The following is a 19,308-nucleotide window of genomic DNA, read 5'->3' as shown; positions in this document are numbered from 1 at the left end:
CCGGAAAGCAAACGGGGGAAGATGGCTCTCTGTTTTAGATATGGAGTTGGGAAATAAAACACCTGCTTTATAAATAAAAATCGGAAGTATTCAGCGCAAAGAACAATACTGATAGAATAAATACCAATAAATAAGCTCCGCACAGCATGAGAATCTCCCGCTTTATTTTCGGGGTAGCTGCCAGTCTATAATATTTGCCGTTAATTAACTGCAGTTTAGGGGGATCTGCAGAGGGCATGAATAAGAAACGCCGTTTTTCATAGTACCAGAACAGAAGGACAGTGCCGGGAGCGCTTACCAGTACAGAAGAAATTGTGTTCACGATAAGGTCGTAGGACGTATAGCCAATCGCCAAGCTCTGATTTAAAATGAGAGGGAACTGAATAATCGAACCGATCAGGAACATGACATATCCGGCCGGATGCAGCCGATAAAACAGGAAGGCTTGAATCAGCGTATAGATGAGCTCTAGGATGAAAATACCAATTGATATCTTAAGAAGAACTGCATCCTGTGCATCGGAACGCTGGATTGCGCCGAAATAGGAATAACATGTCAGACAAGTAACAATAATTGACAATATCGCGCTGATTATCATAACGACCCGATGGAATTTAAGATAATCCATAGGGCAGAACCGGGCTTTGAGCCATACTGTCTTTTCATAATATTCTTGTGGAAATACATTGGTGACCGGCCAGTAGGGAAAGGCATTTGGCTGTGTCGTGTAGGCTGAGCTGTAATTTGCCTGTGATGAATAAGATGACGATGATACTGCCGGATGATATGAAGATACAGACTGGTCAGATGAGATCTGCTGCATCCGAGAAGACGCGGCGGCTGTCTCGTCTGACTGAACACTTTTTTTCGGCGCAGAAATAGATGATTGGATTGAACCATCTGTAAAAACCGAGGCTGTTTGTATATTTTTCTTTGGTTCCGGAGTCTGACGCTCCATTCCCGCTAAAATTTCAGCCAGCAGGCGGTCAGCTTCACTGCCTGCAGTCTCCGATGCAGGTGGTGTCTGCTGGCCGGAACCGGACTGCTGCTTTTTCTGTTCCAGGATTGCCCGTTTATAAGCAGGATAATCTGTTTCAAATAGCTGCTTGAGATTATCCTGGTGATGAGGAGGTGAAGCCTGATCCTCTATTTGGATATCCTCCAGTTTAAACCCACATTCGGGACAGAAACGAAAAGAGGACTTATAGCCGCATCTTGGACAATATCGTTCCATAAAAAGATCTCCTTCTGCCTGACGCTTACGCTGAAGTTCCGATATGCTCTGCCACATGCAGTTGAAAACAAAGGATTGCGCTTTGTATACTGTTTTGTTAAAGCAGAATCTTCTTCGTCAGCAATCGACACATTTTGTTAGTATTAGAATATCACAATAACCAAGAGCCGTCAATTATCATTTTTGGGATATTTTGACAAATGGGAAGGATTCAAACATAAAATTTAATAATCCTCTGTATTGAACAAAAAAATGGGCGGCATCTTTTTGAAGGTCTATCAGGAGATTTAGGCTGCAGCAAAATATGATAAATTTCGCTTCCATACTTTGACATATTTTATCTTTTTTGAGAGCTACAATAGAATCAGAATCCAAAAAAGGATTGAAGCGTGATGACCATTTATTTGGACGTACTAATTGTAATGAATATTTTCATTACATATTTTTTATTGCTGTCCTGCGATTTGATTTTGCATAAAAAAGGGAAACAAATCCGCCTGATATTCGGTGCGTTAGTTGGGGGAATCAGCTCGCTGGTGATCCTGTTTCCGCCGCTTCCGGCCGTGATCCTGCTGCTGGAAAAGCTGTTGATTTCCTTTGCCATTACTATGATCGCCTTTGGGCTGCGTCCATGGAAGCTGCTGCTAAAACGGACTGCGGCATTTTATATCATCAGCTTTCTGTATGCGGGCTTTATGTCCGCACTGTGGTTTTTCGTCACACCGGCTGGCATGCAGTACCGTAATGGAGTTGCCTATTTCCATGTTTCGGCAGTTGTATTGGTACTGTCTACCGTAATTGTTTACCTCCTTCTGTCTGTAGCTGCTCATTTTTTCCGCCGAACGCCTAAAAAGGAAGAGGTTCTGTCCGTTCGTCTGGAATGTGACGGAAGAGAAACAGTAGTCGAAGCGTTTGTCGATACCGGAAACCAGCTCAGGGATCTGATGAGCGGCCTTCCGGTGGCTATCTGTGAAATATCAGCGCTGAAGGGAATGATCCCGGAAGAGATATCCTGCGCGCTGGAGGAAAAACAGATCGAAAAAATTAAGAACGAACGATGGAAAAAAAGGGTGCGAATCCTGCCTATGAACGCTGTCACTGGAGCAGGGACGTTAGCGGGCTTTAAACCGGATCGAGTTATCATTGAACAGGAGCATGAAAAACAAAAAGAAGTGAATCTTTTAATTGCCGTTACAAACCGCCCGCTTTCGGATGGAGATTTCCATATGCTGGTTGGAACATCACTGCTAGAATTTGAGTAAGAAAGGTCAGAAAACCATGCCGTTGATCAATTTGCTTAAGAAGCTTTATTCCCGTATGATGGGACTTTATAAAAGAAAAGGATGGATTCATTATATTAACGGTCCGCAGACATTGCCGGCGCCGTTGGGAAGGGAAGAGGAACAGGCAATTTTTGAAAAGCTGAAAACCGAACCTCAGTATGCAAAGGATATGCTCATTGTACATAATTTGAGACTGGTAGTTTATATTGCCAAGAAATTCGAATCAACCGGTATTAATGTGGAGGATTTGATTTCGATTGGGACTATCGGCTTGATTAAAGCGGTTAATACCTTTTCGCCGGAGAAAAAAATTAAGCTGGCGACCTATGCCTCCCGATGTATCGAAAATGAAATATTAATGTTTTTGAGGAAAAATACCCAGTGCAAAAATGATATTTCCATTGATGAGCCGCTTAATATCGATTGGGATGGAAATGAACTGCTGCTGTCAGATATTTTGGGCACAGATAATGACAGCATCAACCGCGATATTGAGCTGGAAGTGGAAAAGGATCTGCTGAAAAGCTGTATTTCCAGGCTGGATGACCGGGAACGTCAAATTATGGAAATGCGTTTTGGCCTGCATGGGGGAAAAGAAATGACTCAAAAAGAGGTTGCCGATACTATTGGAATTTCCCAATCATATATCTCCCGTCTGGAAAAACGGATTATCCGTCATCTGAAGCAGGAATTAGAAAGCGTGATATAGGTAAATAGTCAAGGGGAAAGATCGATTTTTCCATCTTCCCCCTTGACTATTTTCTTTTATTAAGGTATAATAATATGCGTCCTTGCTGGTGTAGCTCAGTTGGTAGAGCAGCGCATTCGTAATGCGCAGGTCACGTGTTCGAGTCACGCCACCAGCTCCAGACTGAGTCTGGACGCAGTTTGCGTTCGGACTCTTTTCTTTTGTTGTAGTATAAAGCGCCTGCGTTGAGAACGGGTCTCTTTTTTTAATAAAAGCCCAGTGGCTGATTGCCGCAGACTTTTCTAATTCTCTATTACAAAGAAAAATGCTTTCATTTCTTTGCTTTTAAGAAATGAAAGCATTTTTTTCTTGATTTAGCAAAGACAGGTTAGTTATTTGGCTGTTTTTGCTTATATTCTGAAGGAGCGGTTTTATAATACTGCTTAAAATATCTGCTGAAGTAATGCTGATCCTGGTAACCAACCAATTCGGCGATAATTTTAATATCCATCTCCGGATGAGCATCCATGAGCTGGGCTGCTTTACACATCCGCATTTGAATTAAATACTGAATGGGAGACTGTTTACCATATTTTTTAAAAACACGCGAAATATAGGAAGCGCTGAAATGGAAGGCTTCAGCCAGGGCTTCTACGGTAAGTGGCTGTTCTAAATGTTTTTCAATATATTGCTTGATCTTTTGATAGAGTTCCATTCCACTGTGTCCTTCGGACAAAGGCTCTATAACCCATTCGAGAATCAGTTTGAACAGGTGCTGGTAAAATTCGGTTTCTGTGAGACAGGATGCAAAAAGTGACTGGATGGCCGTCATGATTTCATGCTCCGATGCAGTACAGGCATTATGCCCGGCTAGAAAGATGAACAGGCTGCGAATTTGATCTAAGAATTCCTGCTGTGTTAATTTATCTTTCCGCCACTGCATCAGCAGCGATTTCCAGTCCTTTTCAAGCTGTTCGACCTGTCCTGATTTTATCCGCAGGAGAAACCTTTCAAAGATAGAATCCATCCGTGGCGGGACAGAGTGGACTGCTGTGGGCTGAAAAAGCCATTCTTGAGAAAAAAACGGAATTAGACAACTGGCGACGCTGTCATAAAGCTGATAGAGGCTTGACCGCATCTGCGCCAGTGAAACCAATTTTGGATATTCACAGAGGCTGACCGGAAGGGGATGGAAAGCGTCCGGACTATTCAGGTACTGAAATAGATCCTTTCTCAACAGTGGGCAGCTTCCCTCTACCACTAATGCATGATAGCTAAATTCTTTGATCTCCTCTAACCACCAGCTTTGGCTGGCTGAAAAATAGTTGGTCAGCCAGGGAGATACCAGTGAAGCTTCCCAGAATGCGCCTGTGTGTCCATAAGCCAAGGCTTCTGATTCTTTAGTATAGAGATTGCCGGTCTTGATGAGCAAAACAGAAAACAACTCCAGGCAATTGTCCTTTTCCTGCGGCAGGCTTCCTGACAATGCGAGATGGATTTTTTCTTTTGTAGTCTGGTAGAAACGCTCTGAAAGCTTCCGGCAAAGCTTTTCAGTGGTAGTGAGCAATTTTTCAAGGTTAACCGGCTTTAGAAGATAATCTGAAACATGGTAGCGTATCGCCTGCTGTGCATATTCAAATTCCTCATATCCACTGATAATCACCATCAGAATATCCGGATATTCTTCATAAATTTTTTCCGCAAGCTGTAACCCGTTCATCACGGGCATTCGGACGTCCGTAAACAGAATATCAGGGGGAGATTGGCGGATGAGATCAAAGGCGTCCTCTCCATTGGCTGCAAAGGCGGAAACCTCAAGAGGCAGGGGAAGTTCCTGGATTTTAGAGATGAGATGGTTTAGGATAATCGTTTCGTCTTCCACTACCATCACCCGGTATCTTCTTTCTTCGGGCATGGAATATCCTCCTTTACTGTGTATTATCCGGTGGAATATTCAGGATTAACCCGCCGATGGTAACGATGGAGCCCCTCTCCGGGAGATTCTCAATCCTGAAAACGGCCTCGTTCTGATATAGGATTTTCAACCGGTAGAAAATATTAAGCAGGCCGGTCCGGTCACTTCCTTTTTGCACAAACTGGATGGATTCCTCAGAGATTTTCTGCTCCAGCCAATCCAGCGTTTCCCGGCTGAATCCTACTCCATTATCGGAAACAGAAAGCCTCCATCGGCCATTATCGACCCAGCCCTTTATGACTACTTCCCACGGGGGACGGATATCAAACGCATATTTGAAACAATTTTCAATGATAGGCTGAATCACTAGCTTGGGGACATAAATATCCAGCATATCATCCATGACCTGAATTGAAATTTGCAGTTGTTCTGGATAACGGCATTTCATCAGCACAAGATATTGGTTTAGATAATCGAGCTCTGCGGACATGGTGACCGGCTTGGTGCTGCCATTGACAATATAGCGCAGCATTGCGGTAAGACTTTCACACATTTTAACAATTTCCGGCTGATGGTTGTTATCTGCCAGAATACTGATGGTAGTTACAGTGTTATATAGGAAATGCGGGTTCATCTGTGCCTGCAGCGCCAGCATCTGCGCCTGTATTTCATGTGAGCGGATGGAAACAATATCATCTAGAGAGTGTTCCAGACGTTCTACCATCTCAAAATAAGAGCTATAGAGAAGTTCCAGTTCACTTGAATGGGGCTTATCATCCAAAATAGGCTGCTCCGAAAGCGCAACCAGATTTAAATGAGCAATGGAGTCCCGAATTTTTTTGATTGGGATGGTGAGATGACGAGCAATCAGAAAGGTTACTATTAAGGTAATCAGTAAAACCCCGATTCCGATTAGAATCATTTGATTTCTAAACCGGGTTACCGAATCCAGTAGACTGCGTTCTGATTCACAGACAGCTACCGTCCAATTTGTAATACCGGATTTGGAAAAGGAGAGGATTTCTTTCTCCTGCTGTTTCAGGGAAAGTGTTCCGGAGGTATTCTTTTCCTGGCTGATCAACTGCTGATATAAGCTGACTGAATCCGGATTTTCAGGCTCCAGAGGATAAATTAGTTCTCCCGATTCATCAAACACATATGCTTGAATACTAGAAGAGGAGAGCGCATCTAGAATCATATTTTCAAAAATCTGGTAATACTGCTGTACTTCAATGACACTGTTATAGGGGGTGTTAAAAAAGGATTCACTGAAAGCGCGGGAAAGGGAAATCACCTGATAGCCTGCATGATTGCGATGGATGCCGGTGACCTGTTTTTGCCCTTCCAGAGCCAGGCAGTCCTCGAACCAGTCTTCGGGATATATTTCGCGGTAATCCTGGGTGGTAATATCAAAGATACGGCCATATTGAATTAAGGTGTTTTCAGTGCCGAACAGGTTAACCTGATAGTTCATGGTCGGATAGGAAGAAAAAAGAAGATGAAACAGGTCGGTGCGAAACTGCGGTTTGTTAAAATTGCTGGGATCAGACTGAAAAAATGCCTCTTTCACACCTTCAGAGGAGATGATTCTTCTGGACTCTTCATCCATTCGCTTAATTTCTGAATCAAGAGATAGACTGATGCTGGAAGAAATCGCTTGAAGAGACTCTGCGGCCCGGCGCTCCAGGATATCGGCTGTATAAAAATAGAAGGCAAGCGCGATGCCGACAACGGTAAAGAGAATAATACTGGCATAGCAGAGGAAGAGCTGCGAACGGATGGAACGAACCTGCTTCATAATCATCACCTTCTTCGAATGATTTTATCTTAAAATAAATATATCACCTTTCTTTCTAATTGACAATGGTTCAGTTTTCTCCACCGAAAAGGGGAAGGAATCTGTATTTTGTTTTTTTATGGATTCTGATATGATGAATGTATCAGAAAAAACGTAAATACCGTTAAAAAATTGGAGGTAATGACCAATGAAAGCAAACAAAGCCTTTTGCGCAGTGCTGAGCATCCTGACAGCTGCCGGGATTTTGTCATCCTGCGGCACTTCTAATGGGGACGGGGATACCAGTCAGGGCGGAAACAACAAAAAGGGTGTGACATTGTCCTATGCGGCGTCCAGAACATGGGTGAACCGCAACAGTACGGTAGATGATGAATTGAATCAAAAATTTACCGATGAAACTGGAAATCAGATTGACTTTCAGATCAGCCCGGATGACCAGTACGCAAATGTCCTTCAGACAAAGCTGAGTACCGGCGAGGTTCCGGATATTTTTATGACAGGATCCGGAGTTGGGGCTCAGATTTATAAGCCGGACAAATATTTCGCTGATCTCTCCGATCAGGAATGGGTGAACCGCTATGCTGATTATGCGAAAAAGATCACCCAGATTGACGGAAAAACAGTGGGATTTATGACCTGGTGTGTAGACGGCTATGCCATTCTCTATAATCCGGAAACCTACGCGAAATATAATCTTTCGGTTCCGACTAATTATGCGGAATTCGAGCAGGTTTGCAAAACTCTGATGGACAATGGAATTACTCCTGTATATGAAACCGGGAAAGAATTATGGCACTGGGCTGCGTTTTTTGGACAGGTGGGCCCGCTTGCCTGCAAAAACTATGATGGTGATCTTTATGCTGACTTAAACAGTAATAAGGTGAAATTCGCTGATATTCCGGAGCTGGAAGAGTATCTCGCGGACATGAAGAAGGCATATGATGCCGGATATCTTGGGGAAAACAGCCTTTCCAACACTTGGGATTCCGCTTATGAAGCCATGGCCAGCGGAAAGTATGCAGGGATTTTGGTTTATGAATCCTGGCAGACAGAGTTAGCTGAAAAGTATCCGGACTGCGGCGCGGAAAACTGGGAAATGTATCCGGTTCCTTTCGCGGGAAATAACATGTATTCTCCGAGTGCCAGTGCTATTATGAGAGTTGCCTATAAGGATTCTGAACGTTTGGATGTGGTGAAAGAGTTCTTTGATTTTCTGGCTGAACCGGAAAACCTGCAGCTCTACTATGATAATAACCCCGCTTTGCAGCCGAATCCCTCCTTCTCAGACATTGCCGCGCGGCCGACGAAGGGCGGAGAAACCTTTGTCGCCAATGCAGCCGGAGGTGCAGGAGAGGACATCAACTCGTCTATTTTATACTGGAATGATCAGCTTGCCGGATCTGGCATTCAGGAGATGCTGATGGGCACAAAAACACCAATTGAGGTGCTTCAGGCTCTTGATGCAGACCGTCAGAAAATGTTTGATGCAACTGAAGAATAGTCGTCATACTGCCGGATCATTATTGACCCGGCAGTATCCAGTTAAGGGGATGAGGTTCTATGAACTATAATAAAATTTACAGCAAATGGTTTTGGGTACCGGCTTTTGCAATATTCTTCATCCTGTTTTTGCTGCCGAGCATTCTGGGGGTTTTCTTTTCCTTTACCAACTGGAATTCAATGAGCGAATCTCTAAAATGGGTTGGGTTGGAAAATTATAAGAAGATATTCGAAAGCGGTTCATCAATACGTCCGTTTGCAAATACAATCTTTTTTGCCGTAATGACATCAGTCCTGAAAGGCGGCTTCGGGCTTTTGCTGGCTCTTGCCCTAAACCGCAGGGTGTATGGGCGCAATGCCCTGCGAACCTTGTTTTTCCTGCCGATGGTTCTTTCCAACGTGATCGTGGGTTTAGTGTTCCAACAGATTTATCATCCGACAACCGGTGTGCTCAACCAGTTTCTGAATTTGCTTGGGATGGGTTCGCTGGCTCATGGATGGATTATTGAACCGGGACTTGTGATGTGGTCCTGCGTCGCGGTAGAGGTCTGGAAAGCTTCCGGGTTTAATATGGTAATTTTTTTGGCTGGACTGCAGTCTGTGCCAACCGATTTGTATGAGGCCTGCGACATGGACGGGGGAAGCGCATGGCAGAAATTCATCAAGGTAACGCTTCCTTTTATTATGCCGTCTGTAGTAATCAATATGCTGCTGAATGTTATTTCGGGACTGAAGGTATTTGACGTGATCTATACCCTGACAAACGGCGGCCCCGGCAAAATGTCTGAGGTAGTGGAAATTGTGATTTTGAACGAATTCGCCATTGGAAATTATGGCTATGGTACGGCTTACAGCACGTTAATGTTTGTGGTACTGATTATTATTTCGGTCAGCGTGATTAAGAGATATGCGGCAATAGGGGGAGATTCAGTATGATCAGACAAAAAAGGATTGCCAATCTGTTGTTGACCTTGCTACTGTGGATCTTAGTGTTGTTGATTGTTGTTCCAATGGCAATGATTGTGCTCAATTCGGTCAAAAGCGTCAATGAATCGGCGGTCATGAGCTTGGAATTGCCGACCTCAATCCATACGGAGAATTTCACACAGGTGCTGGCAGATAAAAAGATCTTCCGTTCCTTTTTCAACAGTATCTTTTTGAGTGTGGCATCAGCGACGCTGTCTATGCTATTGTCAGCTCTTGCGGCGTTTACCCTGGCACGCAACCGTACTAAGGGAAACCGGATCATCTATATCGTCTTTCTGCTTGGCTTGGTCGTGCCGGTCAACTATATCATGACTGTGAGAGTGCTGCAGACCCTACAGTTGATTAACACCTATCTGGGAGCTATTCTGCTGTATACGGCGCAGTTTATTCCGTTTACCGTATTTATCTATTACGGGTTTATTCTGGATACGCCAAAAACCCTGGACGAAGCCGCGTTAATTGATGGGTGCGGAAGCGTCAGAATGTTCTTTAAGGTGATTTTTCCTCTTCTAAAGCCGGTAACCTCAACGGCGATGGTGCTCAATCTTTTGAATTGCTGGAACGACTTTATTGTCCCGCTGTATTTTTTAAATTCATCGCAGAAGTGGGGCATGGTTATGATGATGTATAATTACTTCAGCAAATATGTCAGCTCCTGGAACCTGGTATGCGCGGCAATGCTGGTGAACGTTCTCCCGATCGTAATTATTTATATTGCGGGACAAAAGTATCTCGTTTCCGGAATGACTGCCGGAGCGGTGAAAGGATAATTTTAGAAAAGAGGGTGTAGCGATGAAGCTGTTTTATATCATACATATCGACGGAAAAGAATATCGGGGCACGGTAGAAAACGCCAAAAGTGAAACAAAAGGGACTCTGTGCTGTTCGGAATATGAAATTTTAATTGATGAAGGAATCAGTGCGGCTCTTTGCGAAGAAAAAGAGGAGAGGCTTCAAGCCTCCAAATGCTGGATTGTAGTCCGGAACCGCTCTAAAAAGACGGTGAGAATCAGCAAATTGAGTGTCGGGATATGTACCGAGCCAATGAAGGGGACGCTGCATTATTTCAGCTCAAGCTGGGGAAAAGAGTTTGTTCCGCATGATATCCCGATTCCGGAGCAATTTGGAATCGGAACGCTGATGGGAAGGTCATCGCAGGAATATTCCCCGTGGATTGGGCTGGAAAGCGGCCGGGAAAACTACAGCCTGGCGCTGGGCTGGTCGGGAAACTGGAGCTGTGATCTCAAAAATAGAGAAGGTGTTTTGGAACTGGCTGTTGGAATCCAGGAAGAGGGCTTTTTCAGCGATCTCCAGCCAAAAAGGGATTTTTCCGGAGCGCCGGTATACCTTGCGTATTCGGCAAAGAGTCTGGATGAGGCGAGCCGGTTTACTCGGAATTATTTTATAAAGTACAGCAGTGTAATCAAAGCAGAGCAGGTTGACGCACTCCCTGTGACCTACAATACATGGTGGTGCTATGAGGACCGGTTCATTAATGAGGCGGTCTGTGTAGAAAATGCAGGCTATGCCGCAGAAGCCGGTATTACCAACTTTGTACTGGATGCCGGCTGGTTCGGGCTTCCCAACCCGGAATTTAACTGGTTTGGAAAGCGCGGGGACTGGGAGACAGAGAATACAATAGATTTCCCTTCCGGCCTTGTACAGCTCGGTAAGGCGGTAACTGAATCGGGTATTGCCTTTGGAATCTGGTGCGAAATTGAAGGAATCGGCGAGAGAGCGGAGCTCCATCAATCACATCCGGAGCTGGTCGCACGCAGGGATGGAAAATCGTTAGGGTATCTCTGTATGGCGAACCCCGCTACAAGAAAATGGGCCATGAAGGTAATTGACCGGTTGGTAATGCAATATCAGGCAAGATGGATCAAATTTGATTTTAATGTATCGCCGGGCCTTGGATGCGATGACGCCTCGCATGGTCACGGCGCGGGAGACGGACTCTATTGGCATTATCAGGGCTATTATCAATTCTTAAGGGATGTCCGCCAGAAATATCCGAATCTCTGGATTGAAAACTGCGGGAGCGGCGGAATGCGGAATGATCTGGGCATTTTATCCTGTGCGCATTTTGCTTACATGTCGGATCACGACTATGTTGACAACCACTTCCAATGCTTATGGGGAGCGGCTTCCTTCATCCATCCGGCGCTTTGCTATCAGTTTACCCAATCCGAATGTATCAGCGACCATAACGGGATCTTTGATCCGATCGGGGATGATATTGCGGCGACGAAGCTCGATTTTTATCTCCGGGCAAGTTTGCTGTCTACCTGCGGATTTTCCTATCGTTTTAAAAACTGGAAACCGGAATGGCTGGAGCGGCTGAAGCATTACGTGGCGTTCTTCCGGAAATTTTCCAAAAAATATATTCTTTTGGGAGATATGTACCGCCTCACCGGCCAAGCGCTGCGGGGAGGAAAAGGCGACCGTTGGCAGGCTTACCAATATCTAGCGGAGGATGATACTGCTTATGTTTTTGTATTCCGGCTAAAAGGCGGGGAGCAAAAAAGAACGATTTTTCTGCAGGGGCTGCAGGAGGAACGCTTGTATGATATTACCTTTGAGGACTGTGAATATCGGATCACGAGGACTGGAAAATCCTTTATGGAAGACGGCATCGATTTTTCCGATCTGCCGGAAGAGGGTTCTGAGATTCTGAAGGTAAAACCGGGAATCTAACCGAAAAAACAGTAGACCTGGTATATTGTACCAGATGAATGACGATTTGTTAGCGTAAAAGGAGAAAAATTTGTGAACCAGTTAGAATCGTTAAAAGGTCCGGTAGCCGTGACGGCTACACCGGTCATAGAGGATGGCCGACCGGATTTCGCGGAACTGCAAAGGCAGACAGAGTGGCTCTGCGGGAAAGAAATCACCGCTCTATTTCCGTGTTCCTCAACGGGGGAATTTGTCCGTTTCCAATTTTCGGAAAAAGCAGAGATCCTTCGGGTGACTGCGCAGGCGGCTCAAGGGCATAAAAAACTGATTGCGGGGATATGCGGTGCAAGTGCGGGAGAATCAGAGGATTTGCTTGAAAGGGCGAAAGAATATGAATATGACGCCTGTGTTATTTGCCCGCCCTACTATTACCCTCAATCGCAGGAGGACATCGTTGGATTTTACCGGGAGATAGCTGACCGGGCAGAGGGAATGAAGCTGATCCTGTATCATGTCCCGTTTTTTACCTCAGGCCTGTCCCTGGATACTATTTGCCGATTAATGGAGCGTGAAGAAATAGTCGGGATCAAAGATTCTTCAGCGAACTTAAAACAGATGACGCAGTTGAATGGCATGAAATCGAATGGCTTTTTAGTTTATACGGGGACGGACGACTGTCTTCTGCCGGCGCTTGTTTCAGGATGTGACGGCAGCATGACGGCGCTGGCCGGTATCATCCCGGAATGGGTAAGCGGGGTATATCAGGCGTTTAGGGAAAATGATCTTCAGGCTGGACAAAAGAGACAGAGAAGTGTTTTGCCCTTGCTGCGTCTGGCAGATTCTCTGCCGTTTCCACTTGGATATAAGCTGCTGGCTAAAATCAGGGGACTGAAAATAGGAGTACCATTCCAAACCGTTTCTGATTCGCAGCTTCAGGCGGTGGAAGAAAGGATGCGTCAGGAGCTGCGAGAGCTGACACAGGGAGGATATGTCGATGAAGGCAGTGGTTTGGAAGAGCTATAACCAGCTTGTTTATTCAGACGTGCAGGAACCCCAGTGTACAGACGGCAGTGTAAAAATTAAAGTGATGAGTGCGGGGGTTTGTGCAACCGATGTCCATGTAATCAGCGGAAATTTTGACAATGGAAAGCCTCCGCATATTTTAGGACACGAAATATGTGGTGAGATTGTAGAAATCGGAAAGAATGTCCGAAGTGTTCAGGCCGGAGACCGGGTGGTCGTTGAAACCGCAGTTGGATGCGGACAATGCGTATACTGCCGTACCGGCAACAAGCATCTTTGTATAAACGGCGGTGAAATTGGTTTTCCGCCATTTGCCGGCGGATATGCGCAGTATGTTGCAGCACCGGAAAACTGTGTTCGCAGGATTCCGGAGACCATCAGCAATGATGCCGGTGCAATTCTGGAAGCGGTGGCATGCCCGGCAGGCGCTGTCTATCGGATTGGGCTGAAACCGGACGATACGGTTCTGATCCAGGGCGCGGGAATTGCCGGCTTATCCTTTGTGCAGACAGCTAGAGCATTTGGCGTTAAAAAAGTGATTGTTGCCGCGAGGAATGAGACACGGCTTGATTTTGCCAGGAAATTTGGCGCTGATATTACAATCAACACCAAAAAGGAAAATCTAACTGAACGAGTTCAGGAGGAAACCGGTGGAAGGGGAGCCGATTTGTCAATTGAGGCAGCCGGCGCGCCGGCTACAATCGAACAGGCAATCAAGCTGGTAAAAAAGAACGGTAAGGTAATCCTGTACGGGATTCCGGATGATACTGCGGAAGTCTCTTTCCCGGTCAAAGAAATGATCATGAACCAGATTACGGCTTACGGGGTAACGAACAATGAATTAGTTTGGGAGCCGTTGATTGATTTGGTGGCCGCAGGCAGGATTCAGGTTAATGAGATGGTGACCCATTGCTTTCCGCTAAGGGAACTGGATGAGGCGGTAGAATTGCTGAAACGACATCCGGATGATTTAATTAAAGCCGTCGTACATCCATGGGAAATATAATGAAGCTAGAAGGAGAGAAACAAGATGAAGATAACTGATGTGGAGGCAATCATCGTCAGACAGCCGGAAATTTCCTTGATTGGGGACGGAACACAGGATTCCGTAATTATCCTGGTGCATACAGATGAAGGAATTACCGGGATAGCCGAGGTGGATTCAGCTCCGTTTTTGGTGAAAGCTGCAATTGAAATGCCGGATTCCCACAGCGCGTGCAGGGGATTAAAGAACATCCTGTTAGGAGAAAATCCTCTCGACATTGAACGGCTGTGGAACAAAATGTATCATTATAGCTATTATCAGGGACGCGGCGGGGTTGTGATGCATGCAATCAGCGGAATTGATATGGCTTTGTGGGATATTATGGGGAAAGCGCTCCATCGGCCTGTTTCTCAACTAATCGGCGGAAGCTGCCGGGAAAAGATACCGGCATATATCAGTATCCTGATGCCCGAAACCGAGGAGGAAGTGAAAAAGCTGGTTGATTACCATATGGTGCAGGGCTATTCCGGCATTAAATTTGGATGGGGTTCTTTGGGACAGGATCCGAAAAGGGATATTGCATTGATTCGGGCGGCGAGAGAAGCCTTGGGATCTGAGAAAAAGCTGATGATTGACATTGCAATGGGTTGGGATGACTACAAAATAGCGCTCAATACCTGTCATGCCTTTGAAGAATACAATGTTTTTTGGGTAGAAGAACCGTTTTGTGTGGAACGCAAGGCGGATTTCAGCAAACTGCGCAGCGAGACTGCACTGAATATTACCGCCGGGGAAGAGCTGTGCCATGTCGATGAATTTGACACATATATTCGGGAGGGCTGCGTTGATATTCTCCAGCCCGATATGAGCCGCTGCGGCGGGTTGACGGCGGCGAGGAAAATAAGAGATTTGGCTTGCAGATCCGGCATCCCTATCATTCCGCATAACTTTAAAAGCGGGCTGTTAATGTCTGCTACCCTGCAGTTTATCGCCGCTTTGCCAAACGCACTATATTTGGAATATTGCGGACAGGAAACAGTGCTGAGCCGGCAGCTTATTGCGGAACCGATTCAGGTAAAAGACGGGTGGGTATCTATTCCTGATTCACCGGGATTCGGCGTAGAATTGAATTGGGAGACTGTAGAGAAATACCGCGTGTCCTGAATGGCGGTAATTTTTGGTGGGTTTAGAACATGATTACAATAAAAAACAGAAGGCAAGATTCGCCTTCTGTTTTTTATTTCGGGTAACCTGTTGTGGCAATAGATATATTTCCTGCCGCTTGGTACAGATGACAAGGATACACAGTAGTATTTCGAAATGCTGGTAAATAATTTCTGTATTGTGGTTACCTGTTTGGAAACCGGTCAATGATGTCGGTTATGAATTGATGTTATATAGCCTCTTCAATCGCGCTCAGCAGATCCACGACATCCAACTGCGTTTGATTACAATGGCAAACAAACTGATCCGCCTTTTCTTGATCGAGGAATACGTCAGAGACACAAGTGATCTTTTCTTTTACATCTCCCTGATTGAAATACACATTTACTCCAAATGCGGTATAATGTCCAAGATACTGATCCCAAAGTGACTCTTTAACAACCTGATAATTGATCATATTTCTTCTCCTATGCTGATAAATTTAAAGTGATGAACTGTGTACTATTTTTCATCTGTTATTGCTGGATATTATAGCATACCTGTAAATTTTAAAAAGTAGTTTTTTGAAATTGTCATAATTTCTGATGAAATTAACAGGAAAATTTTACCAAGATTTTATTTTGTCTAAATATGGGACTTTTCTTTTTTCTGACAATCAATTATAATATATTTTGGGAATCGGAAAGGAAGTTTTAGGATGCGGATTGCTATTTGTGATGATAATCCCATTGACCGGGAAATTATTATTCATTTATTACAGAAATATTTTACAGAGAAGTCGATCGACTACGAAGCGGTACAATACGAGAATGGTATCAAGCTGATCAGTGAAATTGAAGCCGGGACTTGGTATGATATCGTTTTCCTTGATATTTACATGAATGACGTTTTGGGAATTGACGTAGCCTGTAAGCTCAGAGGATTGAAATATTATGGGCATATTGTCTTTCTAACCGCCTCCCCGGAATTTGCGGTGGATAGCTATGACGTCGGTGCGGCCGGCTACCTGCTCAAGCCGCATAGCTTTGAAAAATTGGGTATGGTACTGGACAGGCTGACTCATGGGATGAATGCAAGCGCATATCAGATAAAGCGGCACTCAAAAATTATTCAGATACCGAAAAACGAGATTTTATTTGTAGAAAGCAATAATTCAAAGTGTATCCTCCATGCTCAGGATGGAGAAGATTATGTGATCTATAAACGCCTTGATGTAATTGAAGAAGAATTGGACGACGAACGCTTTCTGAGATGCCATCAGAGCTATCTGGTTAATATGGATCATATTAGTCAGGTTGACAAGCAATTTATTTTGATGACAGGGGAGGCTGTCCTAATTCGCCAACGGGATTTGAAGGCGATGCGTCAGACCTATCTGGATTATATGGCCGGAAAAACGCAAAGGATGTCGGGCAGCTAAATATCGGACAAAAATGACTGTTCATACTTTGGAGGACAAAGACATGTAATTTTAATGTTGACTTGACAGCCTTGGTATGCCTTTTTGTATATCAAGGTTTTTTATGGTTCTGAATTGCCGGAGCTCTTGAACGTAAAAGAGAGGTTTCCGGTCAGAATAATCGGACGGAGAAACATTTTTATTCTGTATTGCAGTCTGTTTTTTCTTGTGGTATACTGTGAATAACGTTGCCGCAGATTTTGGCAAAAATACAGAAAAGAGAGGACTATTTATGACGACAGAACAAATTTGTATGATGGCTGCGATCGCCGTTTATTTGATTGGCATGATCGTGGTCGGGCTGCTTTGCACTAAGCGGAACAATACAGTCGATGATTTCTATCTGGGTGGGAGAAAGCTCGGGCCGCTGGTCACAGCAATGAGTGCAGAAGCCTCTGATATGAGTAGCTGGCTTTTGATGGGCTTGCCGGGGCTTGCTTACCTCAGCGGAATTGCGGATGCCGGATGGACGGCAATCGGCTTGGCAGTTGGCACCTATATCAACTGGCTGGTAGTGGCTAAACGAATCCGTCGGTATACTCAGGTAGCGGGAAACTCCATCACGATTCCAGATTTCTTTTCCAACCGTTACCGGGATTCAAGCAGGCTGCTGATGTGTATCTCCGCGCTGATTATCCTGATCTTCTTCGTACCTTATACCGCTTCCGGGTTTGCTGCCTGCGGGAAGCTCTTCGCGAGTCTGTTCGGGGTAGACTACATGGTTGCCATGATCATCAGTGCTGTAGTAATCGTTGGCTATACCACCCTGGGCGGTTTCCTGGCTGCTTCCACAACGGACTTTATCCAGAGCATTGTCATGTCGATTGCGCTGCTGATTGTCATCGGCTTTGGCGTCAGTGTTGCCGGAGGACTGGATGCAGTGACCGAAAACGCGAAAGCGCTGCCTGGTTACCTGACAATGTTTGAAACCCATAACGTGGCTGAAAACACAGCGGAGCCCTACGGCCTGCTAAAGATTGTCTCCATGATGGCATGGGGGCTTGGCTATTTCGGAATGCCGCATATTCTGCTGCGGTTTATGGCGATTGAAGATGAAAAGAAGCTGAAGCTATCTCGTAGGATCGCTTCTATCTGGGTTGTAATTTCCCTGGGGGTTGCGGTGTTGATCGGCGTTGTCGGTTTAACCATGAGCAAGGTCGGTGCACTGGAGACTTTGACCGGCTCCAATTCAGAAACAATTATCGTGAAGGTCGCTGATCTTTTAAGCCGGCACGGGGTTTTGGCCGCGCTGGTGGCAGGCGTGATCCTTGCCGGAATCCTGGCTTCCACTATGTCCACTGCGGACTCTCAGCTTTTGGCTGCTTCCTCCAGCATGTCGCAGAATATCTTAAATGGTGTATTTAAGATCAATATGAGCAGTAAAACTACAATGATTGTTGCACGGGCTACCTTGATCGGAATTGCAGTTGTGGCCGCATTTATTGCGAAGGATCCGGACAGCTCTGTGTTTCAGATTGTTTCCTTTGCGTGGGCGGGCTTCGGCGCTTCTTTTGGCCCGGTTATGCTGTTTGCACTGTTCTGGAAACGTTCTAACCGATGGGGCGCGCTTGCCGGGATGCTGTCAGGCGGCGTCATGGTATTTGTCTGGAAATTCCTGATTGCCCCGCTGGGCGGCGTATGGGGGATTTATGAGCTGCTTCCGGCCTTTTTGGTGGCGTGCATCTTTATTGTAGCGGTCAGCTTGCTGACCGGTAAGCCGTCAAAAGAAATTACCGACGAATTTGAACAGGTTCAGGCAATGAAATAAAGGCTCTTTACATAAAGTGAACCAGGGAAAGGATTTCTCTTTCCCTGGTTTTTCTAATTTGCAGTTTTTTCGAGGAAAAACACTTTCCTTACTTAGAAAAATCGTGTACAATAGAGAAAAGATTATTGAATCGGAAATGAGGTGCCCTATATGCTGGCTGTTGTCCTGATCCTGTACGCAGTTGTTTTTGGAATGCTGATTGCTACCTGCTACCATCCGAAATGGAAAAGCCGCCATGTGCTGGTAAAAACGATCCAGAGCCTGGGCTTTATCTGGATTGCGACCATTGCCTCCTATTACAGCCGGGACTTTGGGTTTTATTTCAGTATGCTGCCGGGATTTGTACTCTGCCTCTGCGGGGATATCAGCCTTGCTTTCAATGACCGGAAGCCGTCTGACCGTACCTTTTTAATCGGCGTCGGCTCCTTCCTAATAGGGCATATCCTCTTTTTAACAGCATTTTACCGGATTGCATCCTTCTCCTGGACAGATTTGATTTTCCCGGTACTGATGGTAGGGGTGTCCTACCTGCTCACCAGGATGAAAAAGATGGATGTTCAGAACATGCTGCCCTGTGTTTTGATCTACTCTTTCTTTGTCTCCGCTCTTTGCGGAAAGGGCGCGCAGATTGCTATGACAAGCCTGTCCAACCAGGCGATTCTGCTGGGGGTAGGGTCATTTTTGTTCCTGGTGTCTGATATGATTATCCTGTTTTTGTTTTTCTACCAGACCAAATATGTTTCCGGGAAATTTTGGAATCTGCTGACCTATTACGGAGGGCTGCTTTGCCTGGCGTTGAGTATCCTCTATTAAAGAGAAGGCTGAGGA

16 protein-coding genes and 1 tRNA gene are annotated in these 19,308 nt (G+C 45.3%); 13 read left to right on the top strand and 4 right to left on the bottom strand.

Annotation, left to right across the window (positions count from 1 at the left end; all coding sequences use genetic code 11):
- Positions 1 to 67 precede the first annotated feature (67 nt).
- A complete protein-coding gene (locus CZ360_RS13275) occupies positions 68 to 1,234 on the bottom strand; it encodes a zinc ribbon domain-containing protein (protein ID WP_077534694.1) in 1,167 nt (388 codons plus the stop codon).
- A 392-nt stretch (positions 1,235 to 1,626) separates the two neighbouring features.
- Here CZ360_RS13275 and CZ360_RS13270 point away from each other — a divergent pair, with 392 nt between their 5' ends.
- The 3 genes from CZ360_RS13270 (at position 1,627) to CZ360_RS13260 (ending at position 3,386) form a co-directional block, all read left to right on the top strand.
- The gene (locus CZ360_RS13270) at positions 1,627 to 2,496 is read left to right on the top strand and encodes a sigma-E processing peptidase SpoIIGA (protein WP_077534693.1); all 870 of its coding nucleotides are present in this window, start codon (positions 1,627 to 1,629) and stop codon (positions 2,494 to 2,496) included.
- A gap of 16 nt (positions 2,497 to 2,512) precedes the next feature.
- The gene (gene sigE, locus CZ360_RS13265; protein WP_077534692.1) at positions 2,513 to 3,226 is read left to right on the top strand and encodes an RNA polymerase sporulation sigma factor SigE; all 714 of its coding nucleotides are present in this window, start codon (positions 2,513 to 2,515) and stop codon (positions 3,224 to 3,226) included.
- 84 nt (positions 3,227 to 3,310) lie between these two features.
- A tRNA-Thr gene (locus CZ360_RS13260) sits at positions 3,311 to 3,386 on the top strand.
- Positions 3,387 to 3,593: 207 nt separating this feature from the next.
- On the opposite strand, the gene CZ360_RS13255 is transcribed toward CZ360_RS13260, so the two are convergent.
- Positions 3,594 to 5,120 carry a response regulator gene (locus tag CZ360_RS13255; protein WP_077534691.1) on the bottom strand — a complete coding sequence of 509 codons (1,527 nt, stop codon included), beginning with the start codon at positions 5,118 to 5,120 and terminating at the stop codon, positions 3,594 to 3,596.
- Positions 5,121 to 5,133: 13 nt separating this feature from the next.
- The gene (locus tag CZ360_RS13250; protein WP_159438309.1) at positions 5,134 to 6,918 is read right to left on the bottom strand and encodes a sensor histidine kinase; all 1,785 of its coding nucleotides are present in this window, start codon (positions 6,916 to 6,918) and stop codon (positions 5,134 to 5,136) included.
- A gap of 187 nt (positions 6,919 to 7,105) precedes the next feature.
- Between CZ360_RS13250 and CZ360_RS13245 the strand changes: the two genes are divergently transcribed.
- The 7 genes from CZ360_RS13245 to CZ360_RS13215 all read left to right on the top strand — a co-directional run bounded on the left by CZ360_RS13245 (position 7,106) and on the right by CZ360_RS13215 (position 15,253).
- On the top strand, positions 7,106 to 8,419 hold the full coding sequence (locus tag CZ360_RS13245; protein ID WP_077534689.1) for an ABC transporter substrate-binding protein: 1,314 nt from the start codon (positions 7,106 to 7,108) through the stop codon (positions 8,417 to 8,419).
- A 59-nt stretch (positions 8,420 to 8,478) separates the two neighbouring features.
- Positions 8,479 to 9,354, top strand: a complete 876-nt coding sequence (locus tag CZ360_RS13240) for a carbohydrate ABC transporter permease (RefSeq protein ID WP_077534688.1) — start codon at positions 8,479 to 8,481, stop codon at positions 9,352 to 9,354.
- Positions 9,351 to 10,175: a carbohydrate ABC transporter permease gene (locus tag CZ360_RS13235; protein ID WP_077534687.1), complete on the top strand. Its 825-nt coding sequence runs from the start codon at positions 9,351 to 9,353 to the stop codon at positions 10,173 to 10,175. Before CZ360_RS13240 ends, CZ360_RS13235 begins: the two co-directional genes overlap by 4 nt.
- 22 nt (positions 10,176 to 10,197) lie before the next feature.
- Positions 10,198 to 12,102 (top strand): alpha-galactosidase, encoded by a 1,905-nt coding sequence (locus CZ360_RS13230; protein ID WP_077534686.1) that lies wholly within the window; start codon positions 10,198 to 10,200, stop codon positions 12,100 to 12,102.
- Positions 12,103 to 12,174: 72 nt separating this feature from the next.
- Positions 12,175 to 13,104: a dihydrodipicolinate synthase family protein gene (locus tag CZ360_RS13225; RefSeq protein ID WP_077534685.1), complete on the top strand. Its 930-nt coding sequence runs from the start codon at positions 12,175 to 12,177 to the stop codon at positions 13,102 to 13,104.
- The gene (locus CZ360_RS13220; RefSeq protein WP_159438308.1) at positions 13,076 to 14,110 is read left to right on the top strand and encodes a zinc-dependent alcohol dehydrogenase; all 1,035 of its coding nucleotides are present in this window, start codon (positions 13,076 to 13,078) and stop codon (positions 14,108 to 14,110) included. Before CZ360_RS13225 ends, CZ360_RS13220 begins: the two co-directional genes overlap by 29 nt.
- Positions 14,111 to 14,134: 24 nt before the next feature.
- On the top strand, positions 14,135 to 15,253 hold the full coding sequence (locus tag CZ360_RS13215; RefSeq protein WP_077534683.1) for a mandelate racemase/muconate lactonizing enzyme family protein: 1,119 nt from the start codon (positions 14,135 to 14,137) through the stop codon (positions 15,251 to 15,253).
- Between the two features lie 229 nt (positions 15,254 to 15,482).
- On the opposite strand, the gene CZ360_RS13210 is transcribed toward CZ360_RS13215, so the two are convergent.
- The gene (locus CZ360_RS13210; protein ID WP_077534682.1) at positions 15,483 to 15,710 is read right to left on the bottom strand and encodes a hypothetical protein; all 228 of its coding nucleotides are present in this window, start codon (positions 15,708 to 15,710) and stop codon (positions 15,483 to 15,485) included.
- Positions 15,711 to 15,950: 240 nt separating this feature from the next.
- Between CZ360_RS13210 and CZ360_RS13205 the strand changes: the two genes are divergently transcribed.
- From CZ360_RS13205 to CZ360_RS13195, 3 genes are all read left to right on the top strand, one after another.
- A complete protein-coding gene (locus CZ360_RS13205) occupies positions 15,951 to 16,673 on the top strand; it encodes a LytR/AlgR family response regulator transcription factor (protein WP_077534681.1) in 723 nt (240 codons plus the stop codon).
- Between the two features lie 271 nt (positions 16,674 to 16,944).
- Complete coding sequence (putP, locus tag CZ360_RS13200) at positions 16,945 to 18,480, top strand: sodium/proline symporter PutP (RefSeq protein ID WP_077534680.1); 1,536 nt, start codon at positions 16,945 to 16,947, stop codon at positions 18,478 to 18,480.
- Between the two features lie 150 nt (positions 18,481 to 18,630).
- The gene (locus CZ360_RS13195) at positions 18,631 to 19,293 is read left to right on the top strand and encodes a lysoplasmalogenase family protein (protein WP_077534679.1); all 663 of its coding nucleotides are present in this window, start codon (positions 18,631 to 18,633) and stop codon (positions 19,291 to 19,293) included.
- The last annotated feature ends 15 nt before the right edge of the window (positions 19,294 to 19,308 follow it).

The sequence above is a fragment of the Massiliimalia massiliensis genome (assembly GCF_900155615.1).
Taxonomy (GTDB): domain Bacteria; phylum Bacillota; class Clostridia; order Oscillospirales; family Ruminococcaceae; genus Massiliimalia; species Massiliimalia massiliensis.
The sequence above is the reverse complement of the archived record's forward strand: the minus strand, read 5'-3'. Positions and strand labels throughout refer to the sequence as shown.

Bases quoted from the DNA above. Each gene is read 5' to 3' on its own strand.
- CZ360_RS13230 (WP_077534686.1), top strand. From the start codon at position 10,198: ATGAAGCTGTTTTATATCATACATATCGACGGAAAAGAATATCGGGGC.
- CZ360_RS13235 (WP_077534687.1), top strand. From the start codon at position 9,351: ATGATCAGACAAAAAAGGATTGCCAATCTGTTGTTGACCTTGCTACTG.
- CZ360_RS13270 (WP_077534693.1), top strand. From the start codon at position 1,627: ATGACCATTTATTTGGACGTACTAATTGTAATGAATATTTTCATTACA.
- CZ360_RS13240 (WP_077534688.1), top strand. From the start codon at position 8,479: ATGAACTATAATAAAATTTACAGCAAATGGTTTTGGGTACCGGCTTTT.
- CZ360_RS13195 (WP_077534679.1), top strand. From the start codon at position 18,631: ATGCTGGCTGTTGTCCTGATCCTGTACGCAGTTGTTTTTGGAATGCTG.
- CZ360_RS13275 (WP_077534694.1), bottom strand. From the start codon at position 1,234: ATGGAACGATATTGTCCAAGATGCGGCTATAAGTCCTCTTTTCGTTTC.
- putP (WP_077534680.1), top strand. From the start codon at position 16,945: ATGACGACAGAACAAATTTGTATGATGGCTGCGATCGCCGTTTATTTG.
- sigE (WP_077534692.1), top strand. From the start codon at position 2,513: ATGCCGTTGATCAATTTGCTTAAGAAGCTTTATTCCCGTATGATGGGA.
- CZ360_RS13215 (WP_077534683.1), top strand. From the start codon at position 14,135: ATGAAGATAACTGATGTGGAGGCAATCATCGTCAGACAGCCGGAAATT.
- CZ360_RS13205 (WP_077534681.1), top strand. From the start codon at position 15,951: ATGCGGATTGCTATTTGTGATGATAATCCCATTGACCGGGAAATTATT.
- CZ360_RS13220 (WP_159438308.1), top strand. From the start codon at position 13,076: ATGAAGGCAGTGGTTTGGAAGAGCTATAACCAGCTTGTTTATTCAGAC.
- CZ360_RS13210 (WP_077534682.1), bottom strand. From the start codon at position 15,710: ATGATCAATTATCAGGTTGTTAAAGAGTCACTTTGGGATCAGTATCTT.
- CZ360_RS13250 (WP_159438309.1), bottom strand. From the start codon at position 6,918: ATGAAGCAGGTTCGTTCCATCCGTTCGCAGCTCTTCCTCTGCTATGCC.
- CZ360_RS13245 (WP_077534689.1), top strand. From the start codon at position 7,106: ATGAAAGCAAACAAAGCCTTTTGCGCAGTGCTGAGCATCCTGACAGCT.
- CZ360_RS13255 (WP_077534691.1), bottom strand. From the start codon at position 5,120: ATGCCCGAAGAAAGAAGATACCGGGTGATGGTAGTGGAAGACGAAACG.